Below are 15,409 nucleotides of genomic sequence, written 5' to 3'. Positions count from 1 at the left end.
TCTCCTAAACTTACATTTGCTTTATTATATCATAATTCTACAGACTGGACTAGACCTCTCTTGCCAGAATTAGAAGGCTCCAAAGCCTCCTCCGCCTCCTCCACCAGAGAATCCTCCACCACTACCAGAGGAAACAGTGAAATGACTGGCCGTGGATGCTGTTGATCCATAGGTAGACATGGCATGACTCGTACGTGTCACGTCATGATAGAACGGTGTATAAACAAAAGCATCCAAGGCTTGGTTTTGTAAATGAATATTTCGAAGCTTCATGACCTTTGTGACCTTATCTGCTACACCATATAAGGCCGCATAGACCAATAAGCGGTTCCATAGAACCAGAGACTGTAGCTCTGTATCGTTAAGATGAGCAATCTCTTTCAACATCCGGCCGAAACTATCCCAGTAATAACGTTGCTCAGCACCTGCTCCATTAACGACACCATCTCGTAAGCAGGCTTTAAATACCCCATTGAAGCGTGCTGGCAGATACCAAAGGGTCAAGATCCCTATCAAACAAGGAATAGAGAACCACTTCAGTACAAAAATAGCAAAAACTTCTGCTCCAAGAGCTAAGAACCAAGCCGTCCAACCAAAGAAAAGACTGCGTCGAGCTTGTGCTTCTTCATGCGCTTCCAAAGGTCGATAATAGCTTGGCAAATGGAGATCTTCTACCTTACGATGGACATCTCGAGCCACTTGGTTGACAGCCGTATCAAAACGAGCCTGAGCTCGACTTCCTAGAGAACGAACAGCATCTTGATCTGCTTTTTTGGCATGTTTATATATATCGTCACTGAATTCATAATTCTCAAAGAGACGGTTAACAGGACAGGAAACCTGATCTCCAAAAGCCATGTTCATAAAGGAGCGTTCAAAATCATCCACATGTTCATGAGACTTTCTGGTCAAAACCACTTCATTTCCTTGCTGCTCGTAGACAATCACTCCACGATCCATCAAATCCAGCAAAGTTGCTTGAATCATTTTTTCAAATGTAAATGCCGGAGAAGTTGCCTTCTCCTTATTGGTAGGGGAGGCCTCATCTAATTCAGCTGAATAAACAACCGAACTCATCACCAGAGGTGCGATATCCTGAGGAATCTCATAAAGCCGAGTATTGGTTGGATAGGTAACACCAGGCCAAATCATTTTTTTAAAACGATTGCGACCCAAAAGAGCCAAAAGCCAGAGACTAAGAATAAGCGCTGGCAAGATCCAGTTCCAAAACATCCGTGTCCAGTATTTTTCCTGTTCAATTTTGGCTTGGGTCTGATGAAATTCATCCAATTTGGTCAATCCTGTATTTCGACCAGAATCATACAAGGGAGATAGGTCTGACTTCAACCAATAGCCATACAACTCTACAGCTTGCCCCTTACCTAGATTATAGAAGGTGGCATCATAATACCCATCTTCTTTCTTTACCGTCACATCCGGTCCCATAAAGGCTGTATGGATATACAGTTCCGACTGCGCATTGGCTGGTGCAAACTTAGGAATGATACGAAACTGAACTTCATCAACCTTCTTATCGCCATCTGTGATTGGTTTCCAGTTTAACTGCAAGATATCCTTGTGTGAATAGAGAAGATTTTTCAAGTTCCAAGTCACCTTCACTTTGACCGTATCATGCGCTACCCCGCTGTTATAAATTTTCACTCGGTAGCCGTCTCCTAAGTTTGTGATCTCAGGCTCTCTTTCAAGCTCGCGACCTTCCACCTCAACCTTTGGTGGTATCTCAATTTCAAAACCTTGAGGCATGTGCCCAGCACTTCCTAAAGTGACGTATTGCCCATTATAGGAGCCCTTGAAATAATAGACGAGCTCTTCCTCATAAGTAGCATTATCCCAGGTATTTAAAGTCAGTGTTCCTCGGTAGGAAAGGACATCATAGGAGGGACCCGATGCTTGGACATTCTGACTCACAAACAGGCAGGCAAGAAAGGCGAAAACTAGATACAAATACTTTTTCATTTGACCACGCTCCTTTGTATTATTATAGCATTTTTTAAATAAAAAGAAGAATATATTTGAAAAGTCATACAAATTCTTGTACAATAAGAGGATACTATTTATAAAGGAAGAGGAGACTACATGAAAAAAACAATTTATGCACTCTTTACAGGACTACTTTTGTGTCTGGGAATGAGCCATATAGTCAAAGCAGATGAATATCTCCGGATTGGGATGGAAGCTGCCTACGCTCCTTTCAACTGGACCCAAGAGGATGATGCAAATGGAGCTGTGAAAATTGACGGGACCAACCAATATGCTAATGGCTACGATGTCCAAATCGCCAAAAAGGTTGCTGAGGGACTAGGTAAAAAACCTCTGATCGTAAAAACATCTTGGAACGGACTAATTCCCGCCCTCACTTCTGGTAAAATTGATATGATCATCGCTGGAATGAGTCCTACTGCTGAGCGCAAAAAAGAGGTCGCTTTCTCTAATAGCTACTATACCAGTGAGCCGGTTATGCTGGTGCGTAAAGACGGAAACTATGCCAATGCGACTAGTCTAGATGACTTCAAAGATGCAAAGGTCACCTCTCAACAAGGGGTCTACCTCTATTCTCTTATCTCCCAACTCAAGGGTGCCAAACAAGAAACCGCTATGGGGGATTTCGCCCAGATGCGTCAAGCTTTAGAATCTGGCGTTATCGATGCCTATGTTTCTGAGCGTCCTGAAGCCTTGACAGCAGAATCTGCTAATTCAAAATTTAAGATGATCCAATTCAAAAAAGGTTTTGAAGTTGGGGAGGAAGATGCGACCATTGCTATCGGGATGAAGAAGGGTGACAGTCGAATCGACCAAGTCAATGCTGCACTAGCTAAGATTTCGTCTGAAGACCAAGTCAAACTCATGGATGATATGATTGAGAAGCAACCCGCTTCCAACGATGCTAGTGATGATGAGCAGACTTTCTTCAGCCAAATGATGAAGATTTTGAAAGATAATGGACCACAGTTCTTACGAGGAACTGGAATGACCCTCTTAATCTCTATGACAGGGACCATTGCTGGTTTGATCATCGGTTTGTTAATCGGTGTCTTCCGGACTGCTCCTACTTCTAAAAACAAGGCTCTAGCTGCCTTACAAAAATTCTTCGGCTGGTTCCTCAATGTCTACATTGAAATCTTCCGTGGAACTCCGATGATCGTTCAATCCATGGTTATTTTCTACGGTTCAGCCCAAGCTTTTAACATTTCCTTGGATCGCACCTGGGCCGCTATCTTTATTGTTTCGATCAACACAGGGGCTTATATGAGTGAGATTGTTCGTGGAGGAATCTTAGCAGTGGATACTGGCCAGTTTGAAGCGGCTACCGCTCTGGGGATGACCCATGGACAAACCATGCGCAAGATCGTTCTCCCTCAGGTCGTGCGCAATATCTTGCCAGCGACAGGGAATGAATTTGTCATCAACATCAAGGATACATCTGTCTTGAATGTTATCTCTGTGGTTGAACTCTACTTTACAGGAAATACAGTCGCAACTCAAAACTACCAATACTTCCCAACCTTTACCATTATTGCGGTAATTTACTTTATCCTGACTTTCACCATCACCCGTATCCTTCGATACATCGAACGTCGCTTAGACTCTGATACCTATACAACTGGTGCCAATCAAATGCAAGTTAAAGAGGTGAAATAATGGCAGAAAAAATACTTGAAATCAAACACTTAAAAAAATCCTACGGTCAAAACGAAGTTTTGAAGGACATCTCTCTTTCTGTTGAGAAGGGCGAAGTTATCTCCATTATCGGGAGCTCTGGTAGCGGGAAATCTACCTTCCTTCGCTCCATTAATCTCTTAGAAACTCCGACTGATGGAGAAATCCTCTACCGAGGACAGAACGTTCTCGATCCTGATTACGATCTCACCCACTATCGGGAAAAATTGGGCATGGTTTTCCAAAGCTTTAATCTCTTTGAAAATTTAAATGTCTTAGAAAACACCATTGTTGCTCAGACTACCGTACTGAAACGGGACAGAGAAACAGCAGAGAAAATTGCTAAAGCAAACTTAGAGAAAGTTGGCATGGGAGAACCTTATTGGGCTGCTCGTCCAAAACAACTCTCAGGCGGCCAAAAGCAACGGGTGGCTATCGCTCGGGCCCTTTCTATGGATCCTGATGCCATTTTGTTTGATGAACCAACCTCAGCTCTGGACCCTGAAATGGTCGGAGAAGTTCTTAAAATTATGCAAGACTTAGCCAAAGAAGGCCTAACCATGATCGTGGTCACCCACGAAATGGAATTTGCCCGAGACGTCTCAAGTCGTGTTATCTTTATGGACAAAGGGGTCATCGCTGAACAAGGTGATCCAAAAGAAATCTTTACCAATCCAAAAGAAGAACGGACCAAAGAATTCTTACAACGGTTCTTAAATTAAAACAAACTCCCTCACCGGAATCATTCCGATGAGGGAGTTTTCAAATACCATTAAATAAAAGTGAAATCCCACACATAAACTTGTTAAAATCCTTTAATAGCTAGGGATCCAGCTAGTGATACTTTCCTACTATATCCTGATTTATACTATATAAAAAGAAGGGATGCTTTTCCCTTCTTTTTTATATATCATTTTAATTTTCGAATTTTTGATGATTCTTATCATAAAAATCGATCAAGCCAAGCGCAGTTTCAAACGAGATGTTCTTCACTTTCGCACGACCTTGCGCAAGTGCAATGATAGACATTTCACGGGCGTTCGTTTCTTTACTGATACGATACCCAGTGATCTTTTTATCACGTACCCAACTAACAACTGATTCCACTTTTTCGAAGTTCGATTTAGCCATGATACTTCTCCTATATTATTATTTCCAATACTAATATAAAATTTTTTGCATATTTTGTCAACCATAACAGCTGAAAATACGAACAATTTTAAAAAAGTCAGATATTTTGTTATTTTGCTTTCAAAGCTGAGAGGATTTGGGTACGAATATTCTCTACGCCATCCGGGTTTGCTGGTAGGAAAATCGTATTATTCCCTTCTTTATCTGCAAAATTATTTAAGGTATCCAAATACTGGTTGGTTAAGAGAATAGACATGATTTGTTCTTCGGTTAAGTCTACATTAGCACCTTTTAACTCTTTAATAGAGTCTGCCAATCCATCGACAATGGCCTTCCGTTGCTCGGCAATACCAACCCCGTGCAAACGGTCTTTTTCTGCCTCTGCCTCTGCGGCAGTAACGATCTTGATCTTGTCTGCTTCTGCTAATTCTTGAGCAGCTACACGCTTTCTTTGCGCCGCATTGATTTCGTTCATGGATTGCTTCACTTCGGCATCTGGCTCAACTTTGGTAATCAAGGTTTTAACAATAATATATCCATAAGTTGACATTTCCTCTGCCACTTGTTTTTGAACTTCAAGGGCGATTTCATCTTTTTTCTCAAACAGTTCATCCAAGGTCAACTTAGGCACAGAAGAACGAAGTGCATCCTCGATGTATGATTTAATCTGTGATTCTGGACGCATGAGTTTGTAGTAGGCATCCTTTACGTTGCTTTCATTCACTCGGTATTGCGTCGCCACATTCATAGTAACAAATACGTTATCCTGAGTTTTTGTTTCCACCACGATCTCACTCTGTAAGACGCGCAATTGAACTCGTGCTGCAATTTTATCGATGCCAAAAGGCACTCTCATATGAATGCCACTATCGCTAATTTTTTGATAGCGACCAAAACGTTCGATGATGGCAACGGATTGTTGCTTGACCACATAAAGTGAGCTAATAACGATGAGCCCAGCTACCAGCAGTAAGAATAAAATAAAGATAAAAAATCCAGGCATTTTATATTCCTCCTTTTAATGTATGCATATCATATCACAAGTCTTCCTAAAAAAGCAATATATTCCATAAAAATATATTGCCTTCCTTATCTGTTCTTTCTCTACTATCCTCAGACTAGCATATTATAAAGGGTTTCATTTCCATTCAAATTAATGAAGGAAGGGTCAAAACGCTCAATCCGGTTAATCAAGCCTGCATAGTCATGTTTATTGTCTAAAGTGATCCCGATTAAGACAGGGCCTGTTCCCTTGCTAGCGCGCTTGATGTATTCAAAACGAGTGATATCATCATTTGGACCTAGGATATCATTTACAAATTCGCGAAGGGCCCCTGGACGTTGTGGGAAGTTGACGATAAAGTAGTGTTTTACGCCATCGTAGATCAAGGCACGCTCTTCCATTTCAGGCATGCGGTTGATGTCATTGTTCCCACCGGAGATAATACAACAGATCGTTTTTCCCTTGATGTATTCGCGCAAAACTTCTAGGGAAGCCACACTGGCAGCTCCCGCTGGTTCGGCAACAATTCCTTGCTTGGAATAGAGATCAATCAAGGTCTCTGAAATCAATCCTTCATCAACACCGACAAGTGTTTCAACATGCTGACGGGTCACTTCATAAGTCAATTGTCCTACCTTTTGCACGGCAATCCCATCTGCAAACTTATCAATTTCTGGTAATTTGACAGGACCACCTGCTTCAAAAGCAGCCTTCATAGAACGGGCACCCTCGGCTTCTACCCCAATGACCTCAATCCGAGGATCCGTTTCTTTGATATAGGCAGAAACACCTGAAATGAGGCCTCCTCCACCGACAGGAACAAGGACGGCATCAAAGGCAATCGACTCTTTCTGAGCATCCTCAAGGATTTCATAGGCAACCGTACCTTGACCAGCCTGTACGTCTGGATTATCAAACGGATCGATAAAGGTCCGCTTTTCTGCAAGAGTAAATTCTTGTGCTGCCTTTGCTGAAGCATCGAAAGTATCTCCGACCAACTTGATTGTTACATAATCCCCACCAAAGAAGCGGACTTGGCCGATCTTTTGTTGCGGTGTTGTAATGGGCATGAAGATGGTCGCTGGAATCTTCATTTCATTGCAAGTATAAGCAACCCCTTGCGCATGGTTTCCCGCAGAAGCACACACTACGCCACGCTCACGATCTTCTTTTGATAGTTGAGAAATTGCAAAGTAAGCACCACGAATCTTGAAAGAACGAACACGTTGGGCATTTTCTTTTTTCAAATAAATCTTTGCCCCATATTTTTCAGATAAATAGTGGTCGTATTCAAGAGGCGTATTAACAACGACTCCTCTTAATATTTTATGGGCCTTAGCCACATCTTTTGCTCTTATCATTTCATACCTCTGTTGCTGTGTTTTGATGAAAAAAGCAAGCTAGGCTGTCCCAACTTGCTTAGTCTTCTACAGACAATTAGTTGTAGATTTTGAAGGCGTCATCGTCGTTTTGACCAACGAATGGCATTGCTTTACGCAATTCAGCACCAACTTTTTCGATTTCAAGGTTCGCAGCTTCTTCACGGTAAGCAGTCAATTTTGGACGTCCAGCTTTGTAGTCGTTCACAAAGTCATTTGCAAATTTACCATTTTGAATGTCAGCAAGAACTGCTTTCATGTTTTCTTTCACTTGCTCAGTGATAACACGTGGACCTGATACATAGTCACCGTATTCGGCAGTGTTAGAGATTGATTGACGCATTTTCTTGAATCCACCTTCGTAAATCAAGTCAACGATCAATTTCATTTCGTGAAGTACTTCGAAGTAGGCCAATTCTGGAGCATATCCAGCTTCGGTCAAAACTTCAAAACCAGCTTCGATAAGAGCAGTCAAACCACCACAAAGAACTGCTTGTTCACCAAATAAATCTTCTTCCGTTTCTTCTTTGTATGTTGTTTCAAGAAGACCAACACGTGCTGCGCCAACACCTTTACACCAGTCCATAGCGATGTCTTTGGCGTTACCTGTAGCATCTTGATAGACTGCGTAAAGTGCTGGTACACCAAATCCTTCAGTGTAAGTACGACGAACCAAGTGACCTGGTCCTTTCGGTGCACACATAAAGACATCGACATCCGCTGGAACTTTGATGAATTCAAAGTGGATATTGAATCCATGTGCAAAACCAACAGCATTGCCCGCTTCAAGATTTGGCGCAATTTCAGTTTCATACAATTCTTGTTGGATTTCATCCGGAGCCAAAATCATGATCACGTCTGCCAATTTAGTCGCTTCTGCTACTGTATAGGTATCAAAACCATCTTCTTTTGCTTTATCGAATGATTTACCTGGACGCACACCGATAATGACATCATGACCTGAATCACGCAAGTTTTGTGCATGTGCATGTCCTTGTGAGCCATAACCAATTACAGCAATTTTCTTACCATTTAATGCTGCAACTTTAACATCTTTTTCGTATTCCATTTGAACTGCCATAAGTAAAATCTCTTTTCTATTTTTTTTGCCTTTTTTAGGCGAGGATAACTATTTCCAGTCGAGAATTAATCTCGAGTAAATCCGGTTGCACCGGTACGAGCGATATTTTTAATGCCATACGGACGAATAACCCGAATAAGGGCTTCGTTCTTTTCTGCATTTCCCGTCATTTGAACAGTGATAGAGCTTGGAGCTACATCGACTACGGTCGCACGGAAAGGTTGGATGATGGCTAAGATCTCTGCCCGCTTCTCAGCAGGTGCAGAAACTTTCACCAAGATCACTTCGCGTTCCAAGTGCGGTTTATCTGTGATATCCCTGACACGGATCACATCCACCTGACGGTTGAGCTGTTTGATGATTTGCTCCACTTCATCATGTGAAGTAACATCAATGATAATGGTAATCCGCGATACATTAGGATTTTCCGTTGCACCAACAGAAATGCTTTCGATATTGACTTGACGTCTCGAAAGGACTCCTGTAAAGCGATTGAGAACCCCAGACCGGTTTTGAAGTTTGGCTGTTAACATTCTACGCATTAAACTTCACCCCCAACATCTCATGATTACTCTTACCAGCAGGTACCATCGGTAGAACGTGCTCTTTACGAGAAATATCTACTTCGATGAACATTGGTGCATCTTCTGTGATGACTTCTAAATCCTTGTCCAAGCTTTCAGGATTATCAAATTTATAATTCTTAATTCCATAGGCTTGAGCCATTAATTGGAAATCTGGAAGGCTATCAAAGACCGATTCTGATGTCCGTCCATCATAGAAAGCTTCCTGCCATTGACGGACCATCCCCAGTGAATGGTTGTTGAGCATGATAACCTTAATCGGAACCTTATAGATATTTAAGATAGCCAACTCTTGGTTGGTCATCTGGAAGCCTCCATCTCCGACAAAGAGCACGACTTCTTTATCTGGATTGGCAATCTTAGCACCAATGGCGGCTGGCACACCGAATCCCATGGTCCCTAGTCCACCAGAAGTCACCAACTGCCGTTCATTTTGATATGGGTAGTATTGAGCTGCCCACATTTGGTGTTGTCCAACGTCTGTCACGACGATGGCATCCCCCTTGGTCAACTCACCAACTCGTTCAATCACAGCTTGTGGCTGAACAACTCGTTCTTTCTTATCATATGAACGGACTCGGTTCTTATCTTGGGTAACCTTTTCGATCCATTTTTCAGTGTTCAGATGAACTACTGGTTCTGCCAGTAACTGTTGCAAGGCTTTTTTAGCATCACCAACAACTGGAATGTCAACTGCAATGATCTTACCAATCTCTGCAGGGTCAATATCAATGTGAGCCACTTTGGCATTCTTCGCAAAGGTCTTAGGATTCCCTGTCAAACGGTCATCGAAGCGACAACCAATACTGATCATGAAATCTGTTTCTGTCATAGCGATGTTGGCTGCGAAGGACCCGTGCATCCCTCCCATTCCAAGGAAAAGAGGATGACTGGTCGGGATCGTTCCTTGACCTAAGAGACTGGTCACTACTGGAATCTGATAGCGCTCAGCTAGAGCCATCAACTCTTCTGATGCTCCAGCGTAACTGACACCACCACCAACGAGGAGCACTGGTTTTTTAGCCTTGCTCAATTGCTTCAAAATCTTTTTAATCTGCAATTCATTGGGCTCAATGGTCGGCTGATAGCTTGGAAGATTCACTCTTGGCTCATAGATGAAATCTGTCTCTAAAGCTGAGACATCTTTTGGAAGGTCAATGACGACAGGACCTAGACGACCCGTTGTCGCAATGTGGACAGCTTCTGTAATAATCCGCGGAAGGTCTGCCGTCTCACGCACTTGATAGTTGTACTTGGTAATCGGCATGGTAATTCCCACAATATCCGCTTCTTGGAAGGCGTCTTTCCCAATTCCAGCGCGATTAACCTGTCCAGTGAAGACCAATAAAGGAACACTGTCACTCATGGCATCCGCAATCCCTGTAATAGCATTGGTAGCCCCCGGTCCACTAGTGACGACTGCGACACCCAGCTTCCCAGTTGATTTGGCATAGCCTTCAGCTTCATGCAAGCACCCTTGTTCGTGTCGTCCAAGAATATGCTTGATACCCTCAAAGCTATAGATAGCATCGTATAAAGGCAAAACTGCTCCACCAGGATAACCAAAAATCGTATCGATTCCCAAATCACGCAGGGTTTCAAGGACAAGTTCCGAACCGGTTTTCGCAGTTTCTAAGGTAATTTTCTCCATGTCTCTCCTTTCCAGTACTTTGTCAATCAAATTAGCATGTTACTATCATACCATTTTTGGGAAATATTTCAAGTAAAAATCACAAATTTTCTGAATTTTCTATCCAAATCCGAATAATGAGAGCTCTCCTACAAAAATGACAAGTCTAATTAAAAAAGAGGCTGGGATAAAAGTCCTAGCCTCTCAATTGTCTTTGAATTGTCGAGCAAGACGCAGTGGTTGAGTGGGCTCTACTAGGCTGATTTCATCAGCTTTTACAGACCTACTCAACTGTGCGGAGGTGGGACGACGAAATCGAATTCTAACGAAATTACCGATTTCTGTCCCACTCTCTTTTCTTCCTTATAACCATCCCTTTTCTTGGGCAATCTTTGCTGCCTCAGTTCGGTTCTCTGCATCCAACTTTGTCAGAATGGCTGAGATATAATTGCGGATGGTCCCGTTAGAGAGAAATAAACGATCAGCAATTTCTTGGTTAGAAGCTCCTTTGGCAACTTCTTTTAGGACCGCTTGCTCCTGAGAGCTTAGAGGATTGGGATGGGTGAGGATTCCCTCCATCAATTCAGGAGAATATTCTTTTTGCCCTGCCAAAACTGTATGCAGGGTGGCCATCAAGTCCGTAATGCGACGTTCTTTTAAAACATAGGCATCGACTCCGGCCTTGAGGGCCCGCTCAAAATAACCTGGTCGCTTAAAAGTCGTAACGATGACGACCTTGAGTTGGGGTCGTTGACGTTTAGCCCATTCCAAGACTTCTAGTCCTGTTTTAATTGGCATCTCGATATCTAAAATAGCAATATCGACTGGATGGCTTTCGAGTAAGTGAATGGCTTCTTGCCCGTCTCCAGCCTGCAAGACTTCTTCCACGTCCTCTTGCAAAAGCAAGAGCTGGCAAAGAGCATCTCGTAACATACTTTGGTCTTCAGCAACTAATAAGCGCATCTTATTTCCTTTCTTGATAGGGGATCCGTATTTCTATGCGGGTTGGCTTGTGACGATGACTGATCTCTAGCTCTCCTCCCAATAAGGCAATCCGTTCGCGGATCGAGTGTAGATCCTTATCGGAGACCTTATCAAAGCCGATACCATTGTCTTCTGCCACCATTTCCACCCCTGTTTCGGTGGATCGATAAGAGAGATGGGCCTCCGTCGCTTTGGCATGCTTGATCATATTAGTGGCTAATTCTAGAGACACCATAGCCAGAGCAGACTCTAGGATCGGCGATATACTAGCTGTATCGAGTTCGTTTTGGATCTCCACTTTTACTTGCGCCACTTCTAGCATTTGCTGGACAGTTTCTAACTCTCTTGTCAAGGTTCGCTGCTTCAAGTTCTCCACAATCTCTCGGACTTGGTGCATGGACTCTTGGCTGATGGCTTGAATCTCTTGTACCTGCTCCTTAGCCTTCTCAAGCTGTCCTAATGCTAAGAATTGATCGGCCAGATCTGCCTTGACACTGAGCATGGCAAAGGTGTGTCCCAGACTATCATGCAAATCACGACCAATCCGATGGCGCTCGTTTTCTGCCAGTAAGAGATTGATCTGGGCGTTTTGCTTGGCATGGTCAGCTTTCAACTCTTCTATCATCCGAATCCGGACCATGCCGTAGGTCATAGCATGGGTAAAGAAAAAAATGATGATTAGAAATACCCATTCATACTCCATCGCACTCTGTTTGAAAAAGATAACTCCAAAAAGCAGGAATTGTGACAGAAAAACTGTCCAAAGATAGGGAGATCGCAAATTGCGTATTTCAAAGCGATAGACCAACAAGTTGCTGATGAAGAAATAAAACCAAAAATAGTTGGGATTAATATAAAGAGTATTTCCTGCTACATAGGCTAGAAGATAAAACCAACAAACCCAGATCAGATTTTTGTTTTCTGTCATCAAAATCTCTAAATAGGAGGCAATAAACAAGAGAGCTAAAAAGAAGTGCCAGTAGGGAACCTCCCCTAATAAAATAGAGATAAATGGAAAGCCCATAAAAACTAGGCTAGCGTAAAACATATAATGGATACGCTTGAGTTTTTCAATCATGCACGAACCTCAGAATGACGACGATAGACGATGACAAGAGCAAACAAGACCAGGGTAAACAAGCTTAAATAGAGACTAGCAACAACATTGACCTGCCCCTTATTTAAAAAGGTTTTGATCAGTTCCATCAATTGATAGGTTGGTAGGCATTTGCCAATAGCTTGCATCCATTCCGGAAAGACACTAATGGGCATCCATAGGCCACCTAAGACCGCTAGTCCCATATAGAGGAGATTGCCCGCAACCGACATTAATTGACTGGAAGGAAGCAGAGTCAAGACCAGACCGATAGCTACAAAAGCTAGACTTCCTAGGATGAGAAGGAAAGCTGCTAAGACCCAGTCCTGCAAGGTCATGTTCACATGGCGCACTACATGACCTACGGTAAAGACAACTCCAATGGATAGAAGAAAATCTACAAATAGACCTGCTACCTTCACTAGGTAATATTCTACCATAGATACGGGGGTATGGCGCAAGACTTTTTGCCAATTATTAAGTCGATCGGTTTCAAGAACTGTTGGAAAGGAAAATAGGGCTGTAGACATCATAGAAAAAGCCGTCATGGAGAGGAGATAATCCCTCATAAAATGAGCCGGTGCCCCTGGTGTGTCCTGGTACATCCCTGAAAAGAAGAGATAAAAGGCCGTGGGCATCCCAATTGATAACAAGTAATAAATGGCTTGGCGTCTGGTCAAATGCCACTCAACCACGCCGAGAGCTTTCATGCGTTTCATCTTCTCAACCTACTTCCTTTGTATTTTCAAAAATAGAATCCAATAAACTTCGATTGGTGACCTCGATCTCTTGGATCGAACATCCTTCTTCTTGCAATCGCGTCCACAAATGATTGGCATCGCCTGTCACAACTTGAATCGCATCTGGTTTGACCGTCACTTGACCAATTCCGTCCATCCCTGCCACTAGAGCTTGGTAGCGCAAAGGCAGGGTGAAATGTTTTTCTACTTCTTCGCTTCTCATAGCGAGAGGAGTCGTATCCCGAAGCAAACGCCCCTGATGCAAGACCAGAATCCGGTCGGCCGTATGCTCAACTTCCTCGATGTAATGGGAAGAATAGACAATGGTCACACCTTGATCTTTTAAATGCTCAACAATCTCCCAAAAGCGTTGGCGAGTGGACGTATCCATAGCGGCCGTTGGCTCATCCAAAAACAGAAGACTGGGACGACCAATCAAGGTCAGTACAAAGGATAGGAGACGTTTTTGCCCACCAGACAGCTTACTGGCCAATTGCTTCTTTTGTTCTAGACTAAATCGCAATAGATCATCGATTTCATTGACCGTTAAGGGTTGGGGATAAATAGAGCGAAAGAAACTGATCAGTTCCTGCACAGTTAGCTTTTGCACAATGGCATTCTCTTGAGGAAGATAAGAGACACTGGTCTTTAATTGAGGATGTCCAGGAGCTTTTCCCTCTATTTCAATGGTTCCAGCCGTCTTCTTTATATCTCCTAGGAGGCAGTTCATCAAGGTTGTCTTCCCTGCTCCATTTGGCCCAATCAAGGCCAGGCAATCTCCTCTCTCAACTGTGAAAGAAAGATCTTCTAAAATCACCTTTCCTTTAATACTTTTCTTCAAGTTCTCTACTCTAATGACACTCATGATGCTCTCCTTTCAACCAGATTTGGCCAGCTGGAATGATGACAAAGACGACCAAGGTTACTCCCCAAACCGTTTGGAAAAACCAGCTAGGAAAATGGGCAGAAAACCAGCCCGTCATCTGCTCAGTTATCCAGAGGACCATACATAAAGCAAACATCCAGCCAATTTCTAGTTTCTTGTTCATTGCTCCATCTCCTTTTTTACAGCCTTGACCATTTTCAAAACTTCCTGGACCGCCCAGCTCATGATGCCAATCCCCGCAAATAATTCCCAAGGGAAATGGTAATAGAGGCCATCATCCTTTGAAAAGATCAAATACACGACCATCCCAACCACTGTTAACGCAAACACTTTATAGAACCATTGTTTCATTTTTCCTTACCTCTTACTTTCTGACTATATTATAGCCAAAGGAATAACAGGCTACTAGATGATTTTGTCACTGGCTCACATGACAAAAGTCACTAAAAAAAGCCAAGTAACTTCACTCGACTTTTTCTCTTCTTACTGGCCTTCTTCTTTCATCCCATGCAACTTCAGAGCCTTAATCAAGGCATCTGCCTTCATATGCTTCAAATCATTGAGACCAGCATCTTTGAAGTAAGAAATTTCTTCTAGAGACTTGGCATCAATTTGATTCAGGTCAATCACACTGGTTGAGAGCAATTTCTTCTCTGGTGTAACGCTATATTCCAAGCTAAAACCAGGAACGGTTTTTAACTTCTTGTAGTCTTCGTTTTGTTCTAACAAAGCTTGAATAGCTGTTGTAAGCTCTTCAGGTGACTTTTCTGTAGCGATTGTTCCAAGGTGTTGGGGGAGATCAGCTATCACTTCGATGCGAAGGTTTTCAACCTTATCTCCCTTAGACTTGATGATATCCCGGTGTTTTGTCCCATTGATATCTCCAACTAAGGTTGTGGTTTTTTCTTCAATTTTTACTTCTTTTTTAACAGAGAAACTGCTAGAAGAGCTAGCGGGTGTTGTTTTCTTTGTTTGGGATTGCGAACAACCAGTCAATACCAAAATGGCTAGCCCAAGGGTTACAAAAAATTTCTTCATTTTTATAACTCTCCTTTCACATACTGTTATCAGTATAACATATCGCGTCTTTCTTGTCTAAAAACTCCACTTTTCAAACCATTTCCCCCTCATTTCAAGCCCTTCAATTTGAATAAAAAACTGATGAATGTGAGACTTTTTGCAAAATCTCCTTTTCTTCACTAATAAAGCCTCCGTGG

Annotated in this window: 16 protein-coding genes; 2 read left to right on the top strand and 14 right to left on the bottom strand. The window is 42.7% G+C overall.

The window, feature by feature from the left end:
* Window positions 1–69: 69 nt before the first annotated feature.
* Window positions 70–1,977 carry a DUF2207 domain-containing protein gene (locus tag HMPREF9186_RS08370; protein WP_009732260.1) on the bottom strand — a complete coding sequence of 636 codons (1,908 nt, stop codon included), beginning with the start codon at window positions 1,975–1,977 and terminating at the stop codon, window positions 70–72.
* Between the two features lie 120 nt (window positions 1,978–2,097).
* Here HMPREF9186_RS08370 and HMPREF9186_RS08365 point away from each other — a divergent pair, with 120 nt between their 5' ends.
* Window positions 2,098–3,660, top strand: coding sequence for an ABC transporter substrate-binding protein/permease (locus HMPREF9186_RS08365; RefSeq protein WP_009732259.1), 1,563 nt, complete (start codon window positions 2,098–2,100; stop codon window positions 3,658–3,660).
* Window positions 3,660–4,400, top strand: a complete 741-nt coding sequence (locus HMPREF9186_RS08360; RefSeq protein ID WP_009732258.1) for an amino acid ABC transporter ATP-binding protein — start codon at window positions 3,660–3,662, stop codon at window positions 4,398–4,400. Before HMPREF9186_RS08365 ends, HMPREF9186_RS08360 begins: the two co-directional genes overlap by 1 nt.
* 193 nt (window positions 4,401–4,593) lie before the next feature.
* On the opposite strand, the gene HMPREF9186_RS08355 is transcribed toward HMPREF9186_RS08360, so the two are convergent.
* From HMPREF9186_RS08355 to HMPREF9186_RS08295, 13 genes are all read right to left on the bottom strand, one after another.
* Window positions 4,594–4,809 carry a capsule biosynthesis transcriptional regulator gene (locus HMPREF9186_RS08355; RefSeq protein ID WP_009732257.1) on the bottom strand — a complete coding sequence of 72 codons (216 nt, stop codon included), beginning with the start codon at window positions 4,807–4,809 and terminating at the stop codon, window positions 4,594–4,596.
* A gap of 109 nt (window positions 4,810–4,918) precedes the next feature.
* Complete coding sequence (locus HMPREF9186_RS08350; RefSeq protein WP_009732256.1) at window positions 4,919–5,812, bottom strand: SPFH domain-containing protein; 894 nt, start codon at window positions 5,810–5,812, stop codon at window positions 4,919–4,921.
* A 110-nt stretch (window positions 5,813–5,922) separates the two neighbouring features.
* Window positions 5,923–7,173, bottom strand: a complete 1,251-nt coding sequence (ilvA, locus tag HMPREF9186_RS08345) for a threonine ammonia-lyase IlvA (protein WP_009732255.1) — start codon at window positions 7,171–7,173, stop codon at window positions 5,923–5,925.
* Window positions 7,174–7,249: 76 nt separating this feature from the next.
* The gene (gene ilvC / locus HMPREF9186_RS08340; protein WP_009732254.1) at window positions 7,250–8,272 is read right to left on the bottom strand and encodes a ketol-acid reductoisomerase; all 1,023 of its coding nucleotides are present in this window, start codon (window positions 8,270–8,272) and stop codon (window positions 7,250–7,252) included.
* Window positions 8,273–8,337: 65 nt separating this feature from the next.
* A complete protein-coding gene (ilvN, locus tag HMPREF9186_RS08335; RefSeq protein WP_009732253.1) occupies window positions 8,338–8,814 on the bottom strand; it encodes an acetolactate synthase small subunit in 477 nt (158 codons plus the stop codon).
* Window positions 8,807–10,507 (bottom strand): acetolactate synthase large subunit, encoded by a 1,701-nt coding sequence (locus HMPREF9186_RS08330; protein ID WP_009732252.1) that lies wholly within the window; start codon window positions 10,505–10,507, stop codon window positions 8,807–8,809. The genes ilvN and HMPREF9186_RS08330 overlap by 8 nt, the downstream gene beginning before the upstream one ends.
* A gap of 342 nt (window positions 10,508–10,849) precedes the next feature.
* A complete protein-coding gene (locus HMPREF9186_RS08325) occupies window positions 10,850–11,449 on the bottom strand; it encodes a response regulator transcription factor (protein ID WP_009732251.1) in 600 nt (199 codons plus the stop codon).
* A 1-nt stretch (window position 11,450) separates the two neighbouring features.
* Window positions 11,451–12,548, bottom strand: a complete 1,098-nt coding sequence (locus HMPREF9186_RS08320; RefSeq protein WP_009732250.1) for a sensor histidine kinase — start codon at window positions 12,546–12,548, stop codon at window positions 11,451–11,453.
* A complete protein-coding gene (locus HMPREF9186_RS08315) occupies window positions 12,545–13,285 on the bottom strand; it encodes an ABC transporter permease (protein ID WP_009732249.1) in 741 nt (246 codons plus the stop codon). The genes HMPREF9186_RS08320 and HMPREF9186_RS08315 overlap by 4 nt, the downstream gene beginning before the upstream one ends.
* A 4-nt stretch (window positions 13,286–13,289) precedes the next feature.
* Window positions 13,290–14,171, bottom strand: a complete 882-nt coding sequence (locus tag HMPREF9186_RS08310; protein WP_009732248.1) for an ABC transporter ATP-binding protein — start codon at window positions 14,169–14,171, stop codon at window positions 13,290–13,292.
* Entirely contained in the window at window positions 14,158–14,355 is a 198-nt protein-coding gene (locus HMPREF9186_RS08305) for a hypothetical protein (protein ID WP_009732247.1), read from the bottom strand. The genes HMPREF9186_RS08310 and HMPREF9186_RS08305 overlap by 14 nt, the downstream gene beginning before the upstream one ends.
* A complete protein-coding gene (locus HMPREF9186_RS08300) occupies window positions 14,352–14,543 on the bottom strand; it encodes a hypothetical protein (RefSeq protein WP_009732246.1) in 192 nt (63 codons plus the stop codon). Before HMPREF9186_RS08300 ends, HMPREF9186_RS08305 begins: the two co-directional genes overlap by 4 nt.
* Window positions 14,544–14,675: 132 nt before the next feature.
* Window positions 14,676–15,230 carry an SP0191 family lipoprotein gene (locus tag HMPREF9186_RS08295; RefSeq protein WP_009732245.1) on the bottom strand — a complete coding sequence of 185 codons (555 nt, stop codon included), beginning with the start codon at window positions 15,228–15,230 and terminating at the stop codon, window positions 14,676–14,678.
* Window positions 15,231–15,409 lie beyond the last annotated feature (179 nt).

Origin of the sequence: Streptococcus sp. F0442, assembly GCF_000314795.2 — a bacterium.
GTDB lineage: Bacteria > Bacillota > Bacilli > Lactobacillales > Streptococcaceae > Streptococcus.
The sequence above is the reverse complement of the archived record's forward strand: the minus strand, read 5'-3'. Positions and strand labels throughout refer to the sequence as shown.

Coding starts and splice junctions, on each gene's coding strand:
- HMPREF9186_RS08300 (WP_009732246.1), bottom strand. CDS start 14,543: ATGAAACAATGGTTCTATAAAGTGTTTGCGTTAACAGTGGTTGGGATG.
- ilvA (WP_009732255.1), bottom strand. CDS start 7,173: ATGATAAGAGCAAAAGATGTGGCTAAGGCCCATAAAATATTAAGAGGA.
- HMPREF9186_RS08330 (WP_009732252.1), bottom strand. CDS start 10,507: ATGGAGAAAATTACCTTAGAAACTGCGAAAACCGGTTCGGAACTTGTC.
- HMPREF9186_RS08350 (WP_009732256.1), bottom strand. CDS start 5,812: ATGCCTGGATTTTTTATCTTTATTTTATTCTTACTGCTGGTAGCTGGG.
- HMPREF9186_RS08320 (WP_009732250.1), bottom strand. CDS start 12,548: ATGATTGAAAAACTCAAGCGTATCCATTATATGTTTTACGCTAGCCTA.
- HMPREF9186_RS08295 (WP_009732245.1), bottom strand. CDS start 15,230: ATGAAGAAATTTTTTGTAACCCTTGGGCTAGCCATTTTGGTATTGACT.
- HMPREF9186_RS08360 (WP_009732258.1), top strand. CDS start 3,660: ATGGCAGAAAAAATACTTGAAATCAAACACTTAAAAAAATCCTACGGT.
- HMPREF9186_RS08365 (WP_009732259.1), top strand. CDS start 2,098: ATGAAAAAAACAATTTATGCACTCTTTACAGGACTACTTTTGTGTCTG.
- HMPREF9186_RS08325 (WP_009732251.1), bottom strand. CDS start 11,449: ATGCGCTTATTAGTTGCTGAAGACCAAAGTATGTTACGAGATGCTCTT.
- HMPREF9186_RS08355 (WP_009732257.1), bottom strand. CDS start 4,809: ATGGCTAAATCGAACTTCGAAAAAGTGGAATCAGTTGTTAGTTGGGTA.
- HMPREF9186_RS08305 (WP_009732247.1), bottom strand. CDS start 14,355: ATGAACAAGAAACTAGAAATTGGCTGGATGTTTGCTTTATGTATGGTC.
- HMPREF9186_RS08315 (WP_009732249.1), bottom strand. CDS start 13,285: ATGAAACGCATGAAAGCTCTCGGCGTGGTTGAGTGGCATTTGACCAGA.
- HMPREF9186_RS08310 (WP_009732248.1), bottom strand. CDS start 14,171: ATGAGTGTCATTAGAGTAGAGAACTTGAAGAAAAGTATTAAAGGAAAG.
- HMPREF9186_RS08370 (WP_009732260.1), bottom strand. CDS start 1,977: ATGAAAAAGTATTTGTATCTAGTTTTCGCCTTTCTTGCCTGCCTGTTT.
- ilvC (WP_009732254.1), bottom strand. CDS start 8,272: ATGGCAGTTCAAATGGAATACGAAAAAGATGTTAAAGTTGCAGCATTA.
- ilvN (WP_009732253.1), bottom strand. CDS start 8,814: ATGCGTAGAATGTTAACAGCCAAACTTCAAAACCGGTCTGGGGTTCTC.